17 protein-coding genes are annotated in these 18,110 nt (G+C 53.5%); 5 read left to right on the forward strand and 12 right to left on the reverse strand.

The annotated features are described in order from the left end of the window. Positions 1–58: 58 nt before the first annotated feature. Complete coding sequence (locus GUC22_RS16995) at positions 59–898, reverse strand: AraC family transcriptional regulator (protein ID WP_049085439.1); 840 nt, start codon at positions 896–898, stop codon at positions 59–61. 199 nt (positions 899–1,097) lie between these two features. Here GUC22_RS16995 and GUC22_RS17000 point away from each other — a divergent pair, with 199 nt between their 5' ends. Continuing rightward, the gene (locus GUC22_RS17000; protein ID WP_101868204.1) at positions 1,098–2,405 is read left to right on the forward strand and encodes an alpha-glucosidase/alpha-galactosidase; all 1,308 of its coding nucleotides are present in this window, start codon (positions 1,098–1,100) and stop codon (positions 2,403–2,405) included. Between the two features lie 280 nt (positions 2,406–2,685). On the opposite strand, the gene GUC22_RS17005 is transcribed toward GUC22_RS17000, so the two are convergent. Next, positions 2,686–3,354, reverse strand: coding sequence for an ATP-dependent Clp protease proteolytic subunit (locus GUC22_RS17005; protein ID WP_024359637.1), 669 nt, complete (start codon positions 3,352–3,354; stop codon positions 2,686–2,688). Positions 3,355–4,228: 874 nt separating this feature from the next. Between GUC22_RS17005 and GUC22_RS17010 the strand changes: the two genes are divergently transcribed. After that, positions 4,229–4,681, forward strand: a complete 453-nt coding sequence (locus tag GUC22_RS17010; RefSeq protein ID WP_134878545.1) for a PACE efflux transporter — start codon at positions 4,229–4,231, stop codon at positions 4,679–4,681. A gap of 53 nt (positions 4,682–4,734) precedes the next feature. On the opposite strand, the gene citG is transcribed toward GUC22_RS17010, so the two are convergent. The 7 genes from citG to GUC22_RS17045 all read right to left on the reverse strand — a co-directional run bounded on the left by citG (position 4,735) and on the right by GUC22_RS17045 (position 11,618). After that, on the reverse strand, positions 4,735–5,541 hold the full coding sequence (gene citG / locus GUC22_RS17015) for a triphosphoribosyl-dephospho-CoA synthase CitG (RefSeq protein ID WP_160183657.1): 807 nt from the start codon (positions 5,539–5,541) through the stop codon (positions 4,735–4,737). Between the two features lie 81 nt (positions 5,542–5,622). Next, entirely contained in the window at positions 5,623–7,146 is a 1,524-nt protein-coding gene (gene citF / locus GUC22_RS17020) for a citrate lyase subunit alpha (RefSeq protein ID WP_024359641.1), read from the reverse strand. 10 nt (positions 7,147–7,156) lie between these two features. Further along, the gene (gene citE / locus GUC22_RS17025) at positions 7,157–8,032 is read right to left on the reverse strand and encodes a citrate (pro-3S)-lyase subunit beta (protein WP_024359642.1); all 876 of its coding nucleotides are present in this window, start codon (positions 8,030–8,032) and stop codon (positions 7,157–7,159) included. Next, on the reverse strand, positions 8,029–8,322 hold the full coding sequence (citD, locus tag GUC22_RS17030; protein WP_102650288.1) for a citrate lyase acyl carrier protein: 294 nt from the start codon (positions 8,320–8,322) through the stop codon (positions 8,029–8,031). Before citD ends, citE begins: the two co-directional genes overlap by 4 nt. 16 nt (positions 8,323–8,338) lie before the next feature. Then, positions 8,339–9,364, reverse strand: a complete 1,026-nt coding sequence (gene citC, locus GUC22_RS17035) for a [citrate (pro-3S)-lyase] ligase (RefSeq protein ID WP_154933066.1) — start codon at positions 9,362–9,364, stop codon at positions 8,339–8,341. A 2-nt stretch (positions 9,365–9,366) separates the two neighbouring features. After that, the gene (locus tag GUC22_RS17040) at positions 9,367–10,239 is read right to left on the reverse strand and encodes a fumarylacetoacetate hydrolase family protein (protein WP_024359645.1); all 873 of its coding nucleotides are present in this window, start codon (positions 10,237–10,239) and stop codon (positions 9,367–9,369) included. Positions 10,240–10,256: 17 nt separating this feature from the next. Further along, positions 10,257–11,618, reverse strand: coding sequence for a 2-hydroxycarboxylate transporter family protein (locus tag GUC22_RS17045; RefSeq protein WP_024359646.1), 1,362 nt, complete (start codon positions 11,616–11,618; stop codon positions 10,257–10,259). 345 nt (positions 11,619–11,963) lie between these two features. Between GUC22_RS17045 and GUC22_RS17050 the strand changes: the two genes are divergently transcribed. Further along, positions 11,964–13,601 (forward strand): sensor histidine kinase, encoded by a 1,638-nt coding sequence (locus tag GUC22_RS17050; protein WP_160183658.1) that lies wholly within the window; start codon positions 11,964–11,966, stop codon positions 13,599–13,601. After that, a complete protein-coding gene (locus GUC22_RS17055; protein ID WP_134878549.1) occupies positions 13,591–14,283 on the forward strand; it encodes a response regulator in 693 nt (230 codons plus the stop codon). Before GUC22_RS17050 ends, GUC22_RS17055 begins: the two co-directional genes overlap by 11 nt. Before the next feature lie 211 nt (positions 14,284–14,494). On the opposite strand, the gene GUC22_RS17060 is transcribed toward GUC22_RS17055, so the two are convergent. Both GUC22_RS17060 and GUC22_RS17065 read right to left on the reverse strand, forming a co-directional pair. Then, positions 14,495–14,839, reverse strand: a complete 345-nt coding sequence (locus GUC22_RS17060) for a RamA family antibiotic efflux transcriptional regulator (RefSeq protein WP_004871504.1) — start codon at positions 14,837–14,839, stop codon at positions 14,495–14,497. 100 nt (positions 14,840–14,939) lie between these two features. Beyond that, positions 14,940–15,536: a TetR/AcrR family transcriptional regulator C-terminal domain-containing protein gene (locus tag GUC22_RS17065; protein WP_160183659.1), complete on the reverse strand. Its 597-nt coding sequence runs from the start codon at positions 15,534–15,536 to the stop codon at positions 14,940–14,942. Positions 15,537–15,701: 165 nt separating this feature from the next. Between GUC22_RS17065 and GUC22_RS17070 the strand changes: the two genes are divergently transcribed. Continuing rightward, positions 15,702–17,138 (forward strand): DHA2 family efflux MFS transporter permease subunit, encoded by a 1,437-nt coding sequence (locus GUC22_RS17070; RefSeq protein WP_134878550.1) that lies wholly within the window; start codon positions 15,702–15,704, stop codon positions 17,136–17,138. A 164-nt stretch (positions 17,139–17,302) separates the two neighbouring features. Here the strand turns inward: GUC22_RS17070 and GUC22_RS17075 are convergent, their stop codons facing one another. Further along, positions 17,303–18,088 carry an SDR family oxidoreductase gene (locus tag GUC22_RS17075; protein ID WP_082237359.1) on the reverse strand — a complete coding sequence of 262 codons (786 nt, stop codon included), beginning with the start codon at positions 18,086–18,088 and terminating at the stop codon, positions 17,303–17,305. Between the last annotated feature and the right edge of the window lie 22 nt (positions 18,089–18,110).

An 18,110-nucleotide genomic window follows, 5' to 3' on the forward strand; every position in this document is an offset into this window, starting at 1 on the left:
GCTCCCCCCGATACAACTTTATTTCAACCACACCACAGATTTGAATAAGCGGTAAACATCACCTCGCCGCCTGCTGTTCAGAAAGGTATTTTTGCCGCCATTTAGCCGGAGATACGCCGTGCATTTTCTTAAAAGCCTTAGAAAAATGCAGCTGATTTTCATAGCCTACGGAAATGCCCACCACTTTAATCGCCGTATTGCTGTTTTTGAGAAGGCTGACGGCGATGCTCATCCGGAAATTGAGCAAATACGCCTTGGGACCTATACCGTAGGCGCTTTTAAACAATCGGCAAAGGTAGCTGCGGTTGATATTACAGTATGCGGCCAGGCTCTCAACGCTCAGAGGTTCGTGGTAGCGATTTTCAATTTTTTTGATCGCCTTTTGCAGGTGCCTGGTCTTGTCATCACGGAGAGGAGCCCTTTGATCATGCGTATTGCTGATTAAGGTCGAAAAGAAGAGATAGCACAGCCCCTGCACCTTCAGCCGGTGTTCATCGCCATGTTCGACAATTTGCCGCAGGTAGCCGAGGGCGCTGACGTTGTCTTTATTCAGGTTGGGCCGGTAAATCGGTGATTGCCGGCTCAGATGGCACTCCGCGAAAATTCTGGCGGCGATCAGCCCATCGACCTCAAGCCACATATAATGCCACGGATCTTTTTTATCCGCGCAGTAGGTGGTCACATCATGGGGGTGGATCAAAAACCCCTCCCCCGCGACGACAGGAAAAGCGCCGGATTCACTGTAAAAGGTGCCGGTTCCACTTATCACATAATGAAATAGGTAATGCTGGCGAACAGCGGGGCCATAACGGTGCCCCTTATGACAACTCTCCTCGCCGTACTGGTACAAGTTCAATTCGATATTGTCGGTATGATTGAGGGTAAAAGTCTTGTGCATCAGTAACTCGCGCTTTTTTCCCATCACATTATCAGAGATACCGCCAGTAAAGTCCCCCGGTTCAGTCAGATTCAGAGCTGGCTCACACTTTCTTTGCGACATCATTTTTCGCCATAGCAATATCACATTTAGCCATATTTCCGGGTCACGCCGCAGCGTACATTCTGCCTGACCAAAACAGCAGGAACGGAGAAATACCATGATTAAAGTGACATTTATGGGCGCGGGCAGCACCATTTTCGCCAGAAACGTACTCGGGGACATTATGGCGACCCCGACGCTGAAAGAGGTGGAGATTGCGCTGTACGACATCGACGGCGCGCGTCTCAATGAATCTCTCGCCATGTTGAACAATATCAACAGCAATACCAATGCGGGCAGAGCGAAGATCGCCGCTTACCTTGGCGTTGAGAACCGCCGTGCGGCATTGAAAAACGCCCATTACGTGGTGAACGCCATCCAGGTCGGCGGCTACGACCCTTGCACCATTACCGACTTCACTATCGCGAGAAAATATGGTCTCCGGCAGACGATTGCCGATACCCTGGGGATTGGCGGTATCTTCCGCGCGCTGCGCACCATACCCGTAATGTTTGATTTCGCACGGGATATCGAAGCCGTCTGCCCGAATGCCTGGTTACTCAACTACACCAATCCTATGGCCACGATAACCGGCGCTATGCTGCGTCATACGGAGGTGAAAACGGTCGGACTTTGCCACAGCGTTCAGGTCTGCGCTGAAACGCTGTTGAAAAGCGTGGATATGCCAACCGAGGACGTGCAATTTCATATCGCGGGTATTAATCACATGGCCTGGCTGCTGGACATTCGCCGCCACGGCGAGGATCTGTACCCGGAAATTAAGCGCCGGGCCAGCGCCCTGCAGGGCAAGCATGATGATATGGTGCGCCATGAAATCATGAAAATTTTCGGCTATTACGTTACCGAATCGTCAGAGCACAACGCCGAATACATGCCTTACTGGATCAAACGCAACTACCCGGAGCTGATCGAGCGATTCAATATTCCGCTGGATGAATATCCGCGCCGGTGTATTGAGCAGATTGAACAATGGCAGCAGCAGAAAGTGGCGCTGACCCATGACACCAGCCTGACCCACAGCCGTACCCATGAATACGCGTCTTATATCATCGAAGCGATGGAAACCGATCGGCCCTATAAAATTGGCGGTAATGTGCTCAACACCGGTTTGATCGCCAACTTACCTTCCGAGGCCTGCGTCGAAGTACCTTGTCTGGTGGATGGCCAGGGCGTCACGCCATGCTACGTCGGCAACTTGCCTGAGCAGCTGGCGGCGCTGAACCGTACCAACATCAATACCCAGCTGTTGACCGTCGAGGCGGCGGTTACGCGCAAGCGCGAAGCTATCTACCATGCTGCGCTGCTCGACCCGCACACTTCCGCCGAACTGTCGATCGATGACATCCGCAAGCTGTGCGATGAACTGATTGAAGCGCATAGCAACTGGCTTCCAGCCTACCATTAATCGCCCTAAGGCTCTGCAGCTTCCTGTACGCCCGCAAAGCGCGGAGGTTTCCGCGCCGTTACCAATCTGCAGAAGTTTTGCCGCATTTAGCCATCGGCATGCCTTATACGGCAGGACTTCAGCCCACTTCAACCGGCTGCGGCCATGAGTCTATCAATGAGACGCTGAGCGATCCGCTGGATTTGGCAAGAGGGGACGGTTGATTGTCGGTATTGATGAAGCGTCCCCGCAAACTCGTGGCTGCTAATCCAATGTCCTTATCCGCGAGCGTGATGTCATTTTATTTAGTGTCGTTCGTAATGTAATATGCAACGGACGTCGGGAGAATACCCGCAAGCGTGCCTTGTGATAATTTTATCTTTTCAGCCTCAGATGCCACCAAATATCGCGCACTGTCATTACTGTAAAGTATCTTTTTAATTTCCTCATCACTCAGAGTGGTACAACGTTTATAAACCGTCTTAAAGTACTTATTGCCATCTTCGACGTCTTTCCTTAGCAGTTCAATATCATTGGGGCGGATCCACTCAGTATTCATATTTGGCGATGCCGCCGGGTGCAACATAAATGAAGATTCAGCAAGCGTGAATCTCTTTTGCGCGCCACAATATAATAACGTCGCTGAAGAACCGGTCATCCCTGCATTAATAGTTTCAACGGGAATTTTCGACCCCTTAATAGCCTGCATTGCCAGGTATCCACTTTCCATACTTCCGCCAAAGCTAGAAATGAATATCTTTATTGAATCTGCCTGCGGATAATCATTATTTATCTCATCAAGAGCAGATATTAGCTCGGATACCTGACGAGGGGTTATTTCTCCGGAGTATATTATCTTCGCTGTTTTTACCTCCGCAGGTTTAATGTTTTCTGATTTCACCCAGTGCATTTCTGCAAATGAGCAATATGAAATAAATAGCGACAAGCCTATAAAAAACTTAATATTCATGTGAATTTTCCCGTGAGAAGTAATATTACCCTTGCGACTTCAGGTGGTGATGGTGCTTACCTGTCTTTGAGATCCTCATGCAAGAAACGCCTGCTAGCTGGTGCAATGCAGGGCAAAGTAATGAAATGATCACTAACGTTATTATGAGCACGCAGATACTCTTCATTTTAACTAAAAATAGACACTCAGCCGCTACGGTCAGGATATGGCGCACAATAAAGATCCGCCACACATGAATACGCGACGGTAAACCTATGCAGGTCGAGGTTGCTATAACTATTTTATTCATCATCTATCCATAGTGCGCAGAAATACGTTTTTTCCTGTTTCAATAATAATTTCAACCTAGATAAATATTGTCAACCGCGATCGATAGTTTCATTATCATAGGCAGCAGCTATCACAAATAGAAAAACGATCGTTAATGTCGATCATCGTTAAATGATTATTATTCTTAATAGCTTGTGTTTACAGAGGTTTAAAAAATATACAGCGAAACTATTTCCCTGCTAAGTTCCGACATGGTTCACCCTCCAGAACATTATTTTTCCTCATTCCGTTTATACAATATTTAGATTGATAACAAAACACATCCAATTAAAATACAATTTCATTACATCATTTATTTATTAGCCATCTCACCGTTTAAAATAAAGACTAAAGTGCGCCTCTAATCAGGGTGGCGTTGGTGTATAATATTGGCGTTTTCAATTTATTAAGAAATACCTCAGCTTGCTGAAGCATTTTGAACGTGGAAAAATGGTCACTATCCAGCCGATAGCGTAAAACAGCCGGCTGTTGGTAATGGGTTGATAGTAATAAAGCAGTCTACTGGCGGCGTAACGGCTCAGGTCTGCTGGAGTTAAACGGACTGATGGAAATTGAACTTAATAAAAGCGCGCGCGAACGTATTTTTCATGCCGTTCTTTTTGAACTGCTTGCAAATGTGCTAATCGCGCTTTTTCTGGCGTGGTTTATGCAGATGTCTTTGCTCAATACAGGGGCGCTTTCGCTTATCTCAGCATTAACCGCAACGGTCTGGAACTATATCTTCAATAAACTGTTTGACGGACTGCAAAAATATCAAGGTTTCAAACGTACCGTGGTGATACGCGCGCTGCACGCCGTAGCCTTTGAGGTTGGTCTAATCGCCGCGCTTACGCCCATTGCAATGCTTTTGCTTGGTCTATCCTTTGTTGATGCACTTTACGTAGAAATGGGGCTGGTGCTGTTCTTTCTGCCTTACACTATGGCTTATAACTGGCTTTATGATTACATCCGCTGGCTCTTCATCGGGCGAAGGAAGCAGCCTGCCACCCAGTCGTAGTGCCAGCGTTTCGGCTGGCCTATCGCCCATAAAACGTTATCCCCTCCCCCTGTTCAGGCGGAGGGTAATTTTGCCAGCATCCATCCCACCGACAGTAAATCTGCGCTGCCCCCGGGGCTAAGATTGCGCCTAATCAGCGCATTGTCCATCTCTAGCAGCGCCCGGCGATCCCAGCCGTTAGCCAGCAAACCTTTCGCATATCCCTGCACATAGCGCAAGCCGTCGATGCCACCGCGTGAGACCAGGTTGCTGTCCTGATTGATGGCCATCAGGCGCAACAAAAGCTCATGAAGATCGCCGTTCCAGCGGGCTAATACCTCGCGGACGGTGGCAAAACCGCTCTCCGCCTCGCCTCGCGCGCCGGTCAAACCATACTGCTGATACTGCCGCTCGCCCGCCGTCGCTCTGCCGCTACGCCCTGCTAACTCACGCGCCACCAGCCCGGCGCAGATGTTGCGCATCTCATCGCAGAGGCGGTCCGCCGTTAAATTTTTCACACGCCCGGCGGTAAAGCACAGCAGTCCGAGCGCGAAGATCCCCCCTTTATGGGTGTTCACGCCGTTGGTCGCGGCATACATGGCCTGTTCGCAGGCCATTCCTATCGGGCGAATAATCCGTAGCTGTTCAGCAGCGGGTTTATCCGCGTGGGCATCCCCCAGCTCAGTAAAGCGAACCAGCCACGGGGTAATAGCCGCGATACTGCGGGCAAACAGGGCGTGATCCATATCACGATGCGCGCCGTTGTTGAGTTTGTCTACCAGCCCCGGCTTCGGCGTCAGCTCCAGTTCCAGCCATAGCGCCTCTTCCGCCAGCGCGGGCGCATCAATCGGCCGCGCTTTAATCGCGAGCAAACCAGTCATCGCTCATCTTCTCCGCGCGGCGCTCTTTCGCCGCCAGCAGCATCGCCAGACTGACACCCGCTGATGCGGGTGTCGCAATGGTCATATTGACGCCTTTACCTGTCGAACGGTGTCGATCACGCTGCCGTCGCGGTAGCGGATCACCCCGACAATTTTGTCGGTAAATTCAATCGGTTTTGGGACGCCGGTAAGCGAAATTGCCCGCTCATACAGCGCATTGATATCCACAACGCTGAGACCAGCGGCAAGCAGACGCTCGCGGATTTCCGGGCGCGCCGGGTTAACCGCAATGCCATGATCGGTCACCAGCACGTCGATACTTTCTCCCGGCGTCAGGCGCGTGGTGGCCCGTTTTACCACTGTTGGGATACGGCTGCGCAGCAGCGGGGCAACGACAATGGTCAGGTTAGCCGCCGCGGCCACGTCACAGTGTCCGCCGGACGCACCGCGCATCACGCCGTCCGACCCGGTGATTACGTTGACGTTAAAATCGACGTCAATCTCCAGGGCGCTGAGGATCACCACGTCAAGCTGGTCGCAGCTCGTCGCTTTACTGCCGGGGTTGGCGTAAACGTTGGTGGAGATCTCAACGTGGTTCGGGTTACGCGCCAGAGAGGCCGCTGCCTGACCGTCAAAGCACTGGGTATCCAGCAGCTTTTCGATTAAGCCTTTCTCGTGGAGATCCACCAGGCTGCCGGTGATGCCCCCCAGGGCGAAGCGCGCCTTCACGCCGCTGCGCTCCATCTTCTCTTCCATAAAGCGAGTGCAGGCGGTCGCCGCCGCGCCAGAGCCGGTCTGCATCGAGAAGCCGGGCCTGAAATAACCGGAGTGCTCAATGACATCTGCCGCATGACGGGCAATCATCAGCTCGCGCGGGTTGCTGGTGACACGCGCCGCGCCAACGCTGATTTTGGCGGGATCGCCGACGCTCTCCACCTGCACGATGTAGTCCACCTGATCCTGCACCAGGCTGGCGGGCATATTAGGGAACGGCACCAGTTCTTCAGTCAGCAGCACCACCTTACGGGCGAAGTGCGCATCCACCATCGCATAGCCCAACGAGCCGCAGCTCGATTTGCCGTGGGTTCCGTTGGCATTGCCAAATTCATCGCTGCACGGTACGCCAAGAAACGCGACGTCGATATTCAGTTCGCCATCCTGCAGCAGCTTGACGCGCCCGCCGTGGGAGTGAATTTGTACCGGTTCGTCCATCAGCCCGTGAGAGATGGCATCCGCCAGCCTACCGCGCATGCCGGAGGTGTAGATACGGGCAATGACGCCGTTCTGGATATGCTCGATCAGCGCATCGTTACAGGTCATCAGCGAACTGGAAGCCAGCGTCAGGTTCCTGAATCCCATTCTCGCCAACAGAGAAACGACGTTATTGATCACCCGGTCGCCTTCACGGAACGCGTGGTGGAAGGAGATGGTCATTCCGTCCTGCAAACCGCTACGTAAAACGGCCTCTTCAACAGAAGCGCACAGCTTACGGTTCTTTTTCTCTTCAGGATTGTTGAGCCACGGCGTCGCGCTATGGGCGGTATCAAAAGGTTTTAAATCCCGCAGATGGGGAAAGTTCACATGGAGAAGCTCTGTCTGATTCATTGTGTAATCCTTAACGACGCACGCCGGAGGCCGCCGCACGTTCGAGAACCACCTGCGCGTGGTTGATGATTGGGGCATCGATCATTTTGCCGTTGAGCGACACCACACCGAGGCCATTACGCTCGCCTTCCTCTGCCGCTTCAATCACGCGCTGAGCGTGATCCACCTCTTCCTGCGTTGGGGCGTAAGCGTTATGCAGCAGGTCGATCTGGCGCGGGTTAATCAGCGATTTCCCGTTAAAGCCCATTTTGCGGATCAAATCGACCTCGCGCAGGAACCCGGCTTCGTCGTTAACGTCTGACCAGACGACGTCGAAGGCGTCTATGCCTGCGGCGCGGGCGGCATGAAGCACGGCGCACCGCGCATAGAACAGCTCGGTGCCGTCGCCGCGTTCAGTCTGCATGTCCATGACGTAGTCAAACGCCGCCAGCGCGATGCCGATTAGCCGCGGGGAACTGCGGGCAATCGCCACAGCGTTAATCACCCCGATTGCGGATTCAATCGCCGCCATGACGCGGGTCGACCCCACTTCGCGCCCGCACTCGCGTTCGATACGCGCCAGGTGGCCTTCCAGCTCGTAGATGTCCTCCGGCGTGTCGGTTTTTGGCAGCCGTATTACATCCACGCCGCCATGAACGGCGGCCTCCAGATCTAGCAGGCCAAACGGCGTGCTGAGCGGGTTGATGCGCACCACGGTTTCGATATCCTGATACATCGGGTGCTGCAGCGCGTGGAACACCAGCAGGCGCGCGGTATCTTTCTCGCGCAAGGCAACGGCGTCTTCAAGATCGAACATGATGGAGTCAGGTCGGTAGATAAATGCGGTAGAGAGCATGGCGGCGTTCGCGCCGGGCAGAAACAGCATGCTGCGACGGAGTGTAGTCATTGCATTTTTCTCCAGTCAACGGTCTGCTCTTCCGCAGCGCGCAGGATCGCGCTCTGCAGGCGGGCGCGGATCACACAGTCCAGCGCGCCTTTATCCTCGACGATAATTAATCCCTGGCGCACGTCCAGCGCGCGCAGCGTCTCGTCGATCGTCTGGCGAATCTGCTCGCCAAACTGCTTGATCACTTCACTGTGAATGATAATCTCCAGACCGCCGTCGGCGGGGGCGATTTTCACCATCAGGTCGCTGGACTCCTGGGTTCCGGACAGCGACTCCCTAACAATTTTCATGATTAATTCCTGATAGTTATGCCACTTCCGCACGCGCGCTGTAGTGCGCTTTGAGGTGTGCAAACGTGGACTCCGGGACAATCTCCCGAATACGAGAAACCTGTTGTGTTCTGAGTAATCGGCGTACTTCCGATGCCGAAATGGCATTGCCTGTGGCCTTGATGCGCGGAATTTCCACCACCGAGATCTGCGGAGTCAGCAGTTGATGCAGCGTCTGATTGTACTGTCGTGTGATATCGCAAAACGGCTCGGAACCGATGAACCGATGGGTTATCCCTAACGCCGGCGCGATAAAATCGCGGAAAATCAGCACATCGATTTCACTCCACGCCTGCTGCACTTCTCCGCTCTCCTTCAGAAAATAGGCGGGGAAGGTAGCGCGCGAAATAATGTATTGCGATCCTTCATGCACGGAGACGTTCGACAGATGCGCGACGCCCGCCCGCACCATCTCCAGACGCTCGCGAAACGGGAAGAACGACGCATCTTCGCGCACCACGAACAGATGCAACCAGTCGCAGCGCCTGGCCGCCTGCTCCACCAGATGACGGTGCCCGAGAGTAAACGGATTGGCGTTCATTACGATCGCGCCGATACGCTCCCCACACCTGCGCTGGCCAGCCAGCGAACGGCAGTAACGCTCAATGCCCAGGGGGGTGTTTTCCATAAGCACCGCGCTGTTGCCACTTTGGGCGATGGGCCAGAAGCCGCTGCGGGCAAAGCGCTCTTTGTTGCATGGACGGGTACACAGAAAGAGGTGAAAATGGCCGTGCGCGAGGGCGACGTTTTCCACTTCCGCCAGCAGGCGCGCGCTCAGATTTACCCCACGCATCTGCTCATCAACCGCCACGCATTTGATAACGTTGGCCGCAAGACCCGCGCATCCCACCAGCTGCGAACCGGACAACGCCTCGACAAACAGAATGATATCGTTGTCCAGCCCCAGACCGCTGTCGGCCAGTAGCCCGCGAATCCGGCTGAGCCTTTCGGGATGTTCGGCCACTTCCGTGAGTCGAAAATCAATGGTGGGTTGCGTGTGCATACTCAGCTTTCCTGGCGCGCTGCGTTCAGCCGTTGCGCTGGCGCTTCGACGATCGTATTGCTCAGATGACCGATGTTTTCGATTTCCACCTCAATGCGGTCGCCCTCCTCAAGAAACAGCGGCGGATTACGTTTTTTACCCACGCCGCCCGGCGAGCCTGTGATAATCACATCGCCCGGACTCAGGCGGGTGAAGGTGCTAATGTATTCAATCAGCTCCGCGACCTTGTGGATCATGCTGCTGGTGTTGTCTTCCTGAACCATGCGGCCGTTCAGCCAGGTGCGGATCGCAAGTTGATGCGGGTCCGGGATCTCATCGGCAGTCGCCATCCACGGGCCAAACGCCCCGGTTTGACGCCAGTTTTTCCCCGCCGTAAACCAGGTATGCTGCCAGTCGCGGGCCGAACCGTCCATGTAACAGCTATAGCCCGCCACGTGGCGCAGCGCGTCCTCGCGGCGGATATTTTCGCCTCCTTTACCCATGATCACCGCCAGCTCGCCCTCATAGTCAAACTCGCTGGAGTGACGCGGTTTCAGTACCGGCGCATTGTGCCCGGTCTGGGAGTCCGGAAAGCGGATAAACAGCGTCGGAGCCGGATTATGCTGGTCAAACTCCTGGCGCTTGGCGGCGTAGTTCATGCCCACGCAGAGGATTTTTTCCGGCCGCTCAATCACCGGCAAAAAGGTGATGGCCTCCAGCGGCGCGTCGACGGCGTCATCGAGATAGCGCGTGGCCTCCGACATACCGTTACCCTGTAGCAGCGCCTTAAGGTCGCCGTAGCGGTCCCCCAAACGGCGACCTAAATTCACCACGCCGTCGGCCTTGACGATGCCGTAGCTGCGTTGACCTTTATAGATAAAGCTTGCGAGTTTCATAGTTCTTTCCTGAAGACTTAAACGAGGAAGTTGCCCAGAATCAGCAGAGAGATAGAGACGTTGATCGCGCCGCCGATACGAGTAGCAATCTGGGCGAACGGCATCAGGCTCATGCGATTGCCTGCGGTCAGGATTGCCACATCGCCGGTACCGCCCTGCCCGCTCTGACAGCATGAGACGATGGCGACATCAATCGGATGCATACCAATCTTCTTACCCACGAAAAATCCGGTCGCGACCAGCGAGGAGACGGTGCTAACAATGACCAGCAGGTTGCTTACGGTGAAGGCGTTGACCAGCTCCTGCCACGGGGTAATGGCTACGCCCACGGCGAACAGAATCGGATAGGTGACGGAGGTCTGGAAGAATTTATAAACAACCTGGGATCCTTCCAGCAGACGCGGAGATGCGCCGTTGCAAAGCTTAACCAGCACAGCTACAAACAGCATGCCAACCGGCGCAGGCAGGCCAATCAGCTTATGGCCAAGCATGCCCAGCATATAGAGCAGCACCGCCAGCAGCGCGCCGGAGGCAATCGTCGTCACGTCCGCTTTCCCGGAGAACGCTGGCTGGGAGGTGGCGGTGTCCGCATTAGCGCGGTTTGGCATCAGCTGACCTTCACCGGTCAGATGCGGATAGCGCTTGCCGAGCTGGTTCAGGCAACCGGAGATAATGATGGCGGTTAAGCCTCCGAGCATGACCATCGGCAGCACGCGACCGAGCGCCACGCCCTGATCCATGTGCAACAGCGCGGCATAGCCGATGGAGAGCGGGATTGCGCCTTCGCCCACGCCGCCCGCCATGATCGGTAGAATGATAAAAAAGAAGATCTGGAAAGGCTCAAGCCCGAGCGCCATGCCCACGCCCATCCCGACGATCATGCCGACAATTTCGCCGCAGAGCATCGGGAAGAAAATGCGCAGGAAGCCCTGAATCAGCACAGTGCGGTTCATACTCATGATGCTGCCGACAATGATGCAGCAGATATAGAGATAAAGAATGTTGGTGGATTTGTAGAACCTGGTGGTTGATTCGACCACCACGTCCGGCAGCAGGCCATAATAGACCATCGCGGAAGGAATGAAAGTAGCACAAATCGCCGCAGCGCCCAGCTTGCCAACAATCGGTAGCCGCTTGCCAAACTCGCCGCAGGCGAAGCCGAAGAACGCCAGCGTGGCGACCATCACCACGATGTCGCTCGGCAGCTTGCCGCCGAGGCAGTCGATCGCGATTAATGCTCCCGCCAGCACAAACAGCGGCAGCGGGATGATCCCCACCTTCCAGGTATCCATAATGTGCCACCAGCGCTCTTTGAGGGACGGCCGCTGAATATTAACCGGGTCGTGGGTTACAGATAAAGAATCGTCAGTAGTGCTCATAATAAAGCCTCTTGGTTATTTGTGCGTTAAGCGTAAAGTCGCCAGGGCTTAAATAATGTGAGGAATGGCATATTAAATCCGGAGTTTTAATGGCCGCTATGGTTTTAATGGTTTATTTTATTTAATGTGATTAGCGCCTTGTTTATTGGTGTGGTTTTTATGGTTTCTTTTCCTAATTGAACATATATATAACATTCATTAAAAGCGTATTAAGATAAACCTTAGTTTAATAATTTCACAGGTAAGTACACCGGTGCAAAAGATCACAAATTTTAAGTAAACTGCGGGTTTGCATGAAAAAAGATGATATATTGCCCATACCCGTTGATGCCGTGCGTGATGGTCATGAGAGTGTCATTTCAGATAAAACTGTTTATTTCACTGGTTGCCTTTTTCTCAGTGCTATTTGTCTTACTGGGAAGTTACTATTATGTCGATGTTGGCAGACAGCTATATCAGGAGATGAGCACCAGAGCTAAAATACAGTCGGAAGAAATTGCGCTTATTCCTAATTTGCGTAAAGAGGTAGAAGAAAAAGATATCAAAGCCATTCATCATTTTATGCAGCAAATAGCAGCGCACAGCGATGCGAGCTTTATTGTTATTGGTGATAATCAAGGTCAGCATCTGTTTCACTCCGTGTTCGCTGACCGGACGGGCACGACGCTCGTTGGCGGCGATAACGAAGAGGTGCTGCGCGGAAAAAGTATCACCACCATTCGTAATGGAGGTTTAGGCATTTCGCTGCGCAGCAAAACCCCCATTTTCAACGATGTCGGCCGGGTGGTGGGCATTGTCTCCGTGGGCTATCTCACCAGCTATCTGGATACCATCACCGTCAATAAGGTCGTCAACATCCTTATTGCCGCCCTGCTACTGCTTATCGCGCTGTTTATTTTTTCCTGGTTTTTCACCCGCAGCATAAAGAAGCAGATCTTCTCGCTTGAGCCGCGAGAGATTGGCCTGCTAGTTCGTCAGCAAAAGGCAATGATGGAGTCTATCTATGAAGGCGTGATCGCGGTCGATCGCGATCTGCGAATCGAGGTGATCAATCAGGCAGCGCGAACGCTGCTGGGCTTATCCCAGCCCGCGAGGGCGCTGCGTGGGCAGTTAATCAGCGAAGTCATCACGCCCGTGCCGTTCTTCACACCGCGCACCATGCTGCTCAAAGATACGCACGATGAGATTTGCCGTTTTAATGATTTGACGGTGATTGCCAGCCGCGTGCGTATCATGCTGGAAGATTCGCTCCAGGGCTGGGTCATTACCTTTCGCGATCGCAATGAAATCGACTCGCTCAGCGCCCAGCTTAGCCAGGTGAAACGCTATGTCGATAACCTGCGCATTATGCGTCACGAACAGTTAAACCGAATGGCTACCCTCTCCGGCCTGCTGCATATGGGACGCTATAAAGAGGCCATTGATTTTATTCAGGCGCAGTCGGAACACGCCCAGGAGCTGCTGGACTTTATCTCTTCACACTTTAGCTCGCCCACGCTGTGCGGGCTGCTGTTGGGTAAATCCGTGCGCGCCCGAGAAAAAGGGGTCGAGATTAATTTCGATCCCGCCTGCCGGATGGATAAAGCTTTCACCCCGCTTCTGGAAGCAGAATTAATTTCAATTATTGGCAACCTGCTGGACAACGCGATTGAAGCCACGCAGCGTGCGCCGCTCCCGCACGATCCGATCGAAGTGCTGATTAAGCTGAATGAGCGCGAGCTGATTATTGAAGTGGCCGATCGGGGCGTAGGAATTAAACCGGCGATCCGCGAAAGTATATTTGAACGCGGTATCACCACCAAAACGCGTGGCGATCATGGTATTGGCCTGTACCTGATCGAAAGTTACGTCACCCAGGCTGACGGCTACATTGAAGTTGCCGATAACACCCCGCGGGGCGCTATTTTCTCGCTCTTTATTCCCGCCACGGGAACCGCCCGCCGCCCTGCTCAAGAACTGGAAGATATTGACTATGCAACATGAATATATTGACATATTAATTGTTGAAGACGAGAACGAACTGGCGCAACTGCATGCGGAACTGGTTAGCAAACATCCTCGCCTGCGTCTGGTTGGCATCGCTTCCTCGCTGGCCGAGGCGCAGGCGAAACTTGCCAGCCTGCAACCGCAGCTTATTCTGCTGGATAACTATTTACCCGATGGGAAAGGCATCACGCTGATCAGCAATCCCCTGCTGGCTCACGCTAACTGCTCGGTGATTTTCATCACCGCCGCCAGCGATATGGATACCTGTAGCCTGGCGATCCGCAACGGCGCGTTTGATTACATTCTTAAACCCGTGTCGTGGAAACGGCTGAGCCAATCGCTTGAGCGCTTTGTTCAGTTCGCCGAGCAACAGCGGGAGTGGAAGATTGTCGACCAGCAGAACGTTGATTCGCTGTATCAGCTACAGGCCAAAAATTATCGTAAGGATAACGGCGGTAAGGGCATCGAAGAGAACACCCTGGCGAGGGTGCAAACCTTGTTCAACGCCAGAACGACACACTGCTTTTCTGTCGATGAAGTCGTCAGCGAGACGGGGTTAAGTAAAACAACCACACGCCGCTATCTGGAGCACTGCGTGGAGGCAGGATTTTTGCGCGTGGAGATGCTGTACGGGAAAATTGGCCATCCGCGAAGAATGTACAGGCGGGCAGATACGTGATGGCGGGCGGGGATAGCTGACAGGCTTTTTCAGGGCGCTGCGCCTCTCGGTGAGAAGAGGGAAAGACCGCTGGCTCAGGTTTGGCGTGGTCGCGTTTTCAGAGAAAAATCGCTCTTCCCTATCCCACTAACGATCGTCTCTTGCTCATCAACTACGGCGCTTTTGAAGACCACAAGCGCCTCGGGGGCATACGCTCATTGATGAGACGCGTTCAGGACAAATACGCTGTTTTGTTTTTCTTGCGATATTCACCGGGGGGTAAATGGAAATGCCGGGTAAATAATCGTGTAAAGGTTTGCTGCGAGTCATAGCCGTAGCGCAAGCCAATACTGTAAATATTCTCATCGGTCTCGCGTAAATCGCGGGCAGCTGAATCCAGCTTTTTATGACGAATGTAGCGCCCCAGGCTCTCTCCTTTATATTGCAGGAACAAACGCTGCAGATACCATTTTGAATAACCTGAATAATGAGCTATTTGTTCTATACGCAGTGGTTTATGTAAGTTATCGTCGATCCAATCAATGATAACGGCGATCACGGATTCAGAAATAAACATGGGGTCTCCTCCTTATGCATTCTCCCGGTATTATCAAGGTGGTTCTGCAGTAATTTTTGCTAAAGCCTCTGATGCTATTCGTGTTGTAATAAGCACAATATTAAGCTGATGGCATTGATAATCCTTTAATTATCAAAGACAGACCATACTCAAAAGCGGTATCCGGATGTGGATTGACCAACGATTCGATATGGGCAATTTCTGCCGGTATTTTTGATAACATTTTATTATCATTACCGTACGTTCGCGACTGTTCCTCTAATACGCACCCCAAAGTGTATTCGCTAATCGCGAGTAATATCATTGCGGCTTCTGCCTCAGTGAAACCGGCTCGAACAAGATAAACCAGTTTTGGATAAAAGGTTTCTCCTCCCACCCGGGTCGGCGATGTCCCTGCATGTAACAGAGCGCCGTCCCGATGGGCGAGCAGAGCGCGGCGGAAACTACGTGCGTTATCCGCCAGCCAGCTTGTCCATTCCGGAGTGTCTTCGGGCACAGGTAGCGCATGGTGTTTGGCTAAAACAGCTGAAGCCATTTCTTCCAGCAAATTGGCTTTGTTTTTGAAATGCCAGTACAACGTCGCAGATTCCACGCCCAGTTTTTGTGCCAGCTTGCGGGTCGTCAACGCTTCCAGACCGACTTCATCTAAGAGAGCTAATGCTGCCTCAATCACCTGATCTCGTTGAATTTTCGCCATGATATTGATCCTGTTGTTAATCCATTTACCCGTGCCAGCGGCCGGTGAAGAGACACGTTGTCTGAACCCGACGCCTGACGGAATCTTTAATGCAAATTACTCTATCAATGATAGATAAATTGATCAATGATAGATTTCTTCGCTCATCGTCGTTAGGGTCTTTTTATGAATATCGATCGAGACAAGTACGTTAAGAAAACAAACAATACGCGGCCGACAGATGCCATACCGCCAGTGTTGTGGATGCAGGCAGCCATTATCACGCTGGGAGCTTTTTCCACCATGCTTTCATCAACGATGCTCAGCGCTGCGCTGCCCGCCATGGCCATCGGCCTGGGGGTGCCGGACTCGGCAATACAATGGATAGCAACAGCGTATCTTATGGCCCTTGCAGCAGGCGTTCCGCTGAGCGCCTGGGCCGTCAGACGCTTTGGCGCTACGCAGCTTTGGCTCTATGGGCTGATTTTATTTGCGATTTTCTCGGCCGTTTGCGCCCTTTCCCCACGTTTCGAGGTGCTGCTTGCCGCAAGAATGATGCAAGGTCTGGCAGGGGGATTACTCGTACCGGCGGGGCAAACTATTCTTGGCCTGGTCGTCGGACGCGAACGCCTGGGGCGGGTCATTGGCACGATTGGCGTCGCCATCGTCATTGCCCCCTTATTGGGGACATCGCTTGGCGCACTCCTGCTTGAAAGCTGCGGATGGCGAGGGTTATTTTGGATCACCGTGCCCTTCTGCCTGTGTGCATATCTCGCCGGGTGGAAGTTGCTTCCCCGTCCGACAATAAAAAATGACAGGCCCCTCTCGCTGGACTGGCTGGGACTGGCGCTGGTCTTTTGCAGCCTGCCGATGCTGATGGAAGGCATGAAAGCGCTCAGCCTTAATAACGGTAAATATGGCTGGAACGTCATCATGCTGAGCGTGGGCGCCCTGTTCACCTGCTTGTTTATTTATCGCTCTTTGCGCATTGAATCCCCCTTACTGCATCTCGGGCTTTTCAAACATCGGGGCTTCACTTTATCTGCCGTATTGATGACTATCGGCGGCGCGGTGAATTTTGGCGGGCAGTTCCTGCTTCCTTTATATTTTCGCGACGTTTGCCATAAAACGCTGGCTGAAGTGGGCTTGCTGCTTACGCCTCAGTTAATCGGTTCGGCGATAGGATTTCCGGTGGCAGGCTATTTTTCTGATAAGCTGGGGCCACGCGCGGTGCTGATCGTTGGCGGCTTACTCGCGGCTTTTGCCACCCTGCCACTGGGGATGATTGATGCGCAAAGTCGCTATACGCTTGTGGGTGGAGCAATCGCCGTCAGAGGGTTCGGTTTAGCCCTGGCGACGGTACCCGCTATGGCAGCGGGCATGGCGATGGCTGGCAGCCGTCATGTCGCTGATGCCGCGCCTATTCTTAACATCCTCCAGCGTATTGGCGCGATGGCGGGAACGGCATTGATTACCGCGAGCTACATTAGATTCGCTCCGACTAATGGGAGCTTAACCGCCTTTCACCACGCCGGATGGATACTTACCGCTGGGGCCGTACTGCTCGCGCTTTGCGCATTTTTTATGGTAAATCATTCCGTTTTAACAACGCAGGAAGAATAAAAGTTTAATCAGAAAATTTATCGCTTTCAGACCCGATCCCAAAGCCTGCTGATTAAATTTGCAGAAATGGACTTCGTTGCCTGCAAAATAAACCATTCGGAGCAGCTGTTAGGCAGTCATGCCGGTCCGCTGCGAAGCCGACCGACATGACGCATTCTCACTGACTAAATCGCGCCGATCAATCCGCCATCAACCCGAATCACCGCACCGGTAATGTAGCTGGCAGGCTGGCTTGCCAGAAACGCCGCGGCGGCGCCGTACTCCTGCGGTTCACCGTAGCGCCCGGCCGGAATGCTCAGACGACTCTTTTCGGCGACCGCTTCCGCACTGCTGTTTTCCCGTTGCGCCCTGAGTGCGTCCAGCTGCCCCACGCGGTCGGTGGCGATGCGCCCTGGCACCATCACATTCACCGTCACGCCGTCGCCGGCCACTTCACTGGCGAGGGTTTTCGACCAGCCGAGCAGGCTCATGCGCAGCGCATTCGAGAGGGCGAGGCCAGGAATGGGGGTAATTACGCCGGATGACGTGGTGGTAATAATGCGTCCCCAGCCGCGGCTGCGCATGGCGGGCAGGAGTTTATCGGTGAGCTGAATCAACGAGGCGACCATCACTGAAAACTGCTGTTGCCAGACTGCGCCATCTGTCCCCTGCGCCGATGCGGGCCGCGGGCCACCGGAGTTGTTGACCAGAATATCGATATCGCCCCACTGCTGGCGAATATCGGCAATCACCGAATCAAACCGTTCCGGGGCGGCCAGATCCAACGGCCAGGCGCGGGCAGTACCGCCCGTCCGGGTGATACGCTCCACCGTTTGCGCCAGTTTATCAGCATTGCGGCCGGTGACCGCCACCCTCACGCCCTCCTGCGCCAGCGAAAGGGCAATAGCCTGCCCAAGGCCGCTTCCGGCACCGCACACCAGCGCCACTCGTTGTTGTATCTGCAAATCCATAAATGCTCCTGATTGTATTTTC

It is taken from the genome of Klebsiella sp. MPUS7 (genome assembly GCF_009905335.1).
In the GTDB taxonomy this organism is placed as follows: domain Bacteria; phylum Pseudomonadota; class Gammaproteobacteria; order Enterobacterales; family Enterobacteriaceae; genus Klebsiella; species Klebsiella grimontii.

Bases quoted from the DNA above. Each gene is read 5' to 3' on its own strand.
- GUC22_RS16995 (WP_049085439.1), bottom strand. From the start codon at position 898: ATGCACAAGACTTTTACCCTCAATCATACCGACAATATCGAATTGAAC.
- GUC22_RS17000 (WP_101868204.1), top strand. From the start codon at position 1,098: ATGATTAAAGTGACATTTATGGGCGCGGGCAGCACCATTTTCGCCAGA.
- GUC22_RS17005 (WP_024359637.1), bottom strand. From the start codon at position 3,354: ATGAATATTAAGTTTTTTATAGGCTTGTCGCTATTTATTTCATATTGC.
- GUC22_RS17010 (WP_134878545.1), top strand. From the start codon at position 4,229: ATGGAAATTGAACTTAATAAAAGCGCGCGCGAACGTATTTTTCATGCC.
- citG (WP_160183657.1), bottom strand. From the start codon at position 5,541: ATGACTGGTTTGCTCGCGATTAAAGCGCGGCCGATTGATGCGCCCGCG.
- citF (WP_024359641.1), bottom strand. From the start codon at position 7,146: ATGAATCAGACAGAGCTTCTCCATGTGAACTTTCCCCATCTGCGGGAT.
- citE (WP_024359642.1), bottom strand. From the start codon at position 8,032: ATGACTACACTCCGTCGCAGCATGCTGTTTCTGCCCGGCGCGAACGCC.
- citD (WP_102650288.1), bottom strand. From the start codon at position 8,322: ATGAAAATTGTTAGGGAGTCGCTGTCCGGAACCCAGGAGTCCAGCGAC.
- citC (WP_154933066.1), bottom strand. From the start codon at position 9,364: ATGCACACGCAACCCACCATTGATTTTCGACTCACGGAAGTGGCCGAA.
- GUC22_RS17040 (WP_024359645.1), bottom strand. From the start codon at position 10,239: ATGAAACTCGCAAGCTTTATCTATAAAGGTCAACGCAGCTACGGCATC.
- GUC22_RS17045 (WP_024359646.1), bottom strand. From the start codon at position 11,618: ATGAGCACTACTGACGATTCTTTATCTGTAACCCACGACCCGGTTAAT.
- GUC22_RS17050 (WP_160183658.1), top strand. From the start codon at position 11,964: ATGAGAGTGTCATTTCAGATAAAACTGTTTATTTCACTGGTTGCCTTT.
- GUC22_RS17055 (WP_134878549.1), top strand. From the start codon at position 13,591: ATGCAACATGAATATATTGACATATTAATTGTTGAAGACGAGAACGAA.
- GUC22_RS17060 (WP_004871504.1), bottom strand. From the start codon at position 14,839: ATGTTTATTTCTGAATCCGTGATCGCCGTTATCATTGATTGGATCGAC.
- GUC22_RS17065 (WP_160183659.1), bottom strand. From the start codon at position 15,536: ATGGCGAAAATTCAACGAGATCAGGTGATTGAGGCAGCATTAGCTCTC.
- GUC22_RS17070 (WP_134878550.1), top strand. From the start codon at position 15,702: ATGAATATCGATCGAGACAAGTACGTTAAGAAAACAAACAATACGCGG.
- GUC22_RS17075 (WP_082237359.1), bottom strand. From the start codon at position 18,088: ATGGATTTGCAGATACAACAACGAGTGGCGCTGGTGTGCGGTGCCGGA.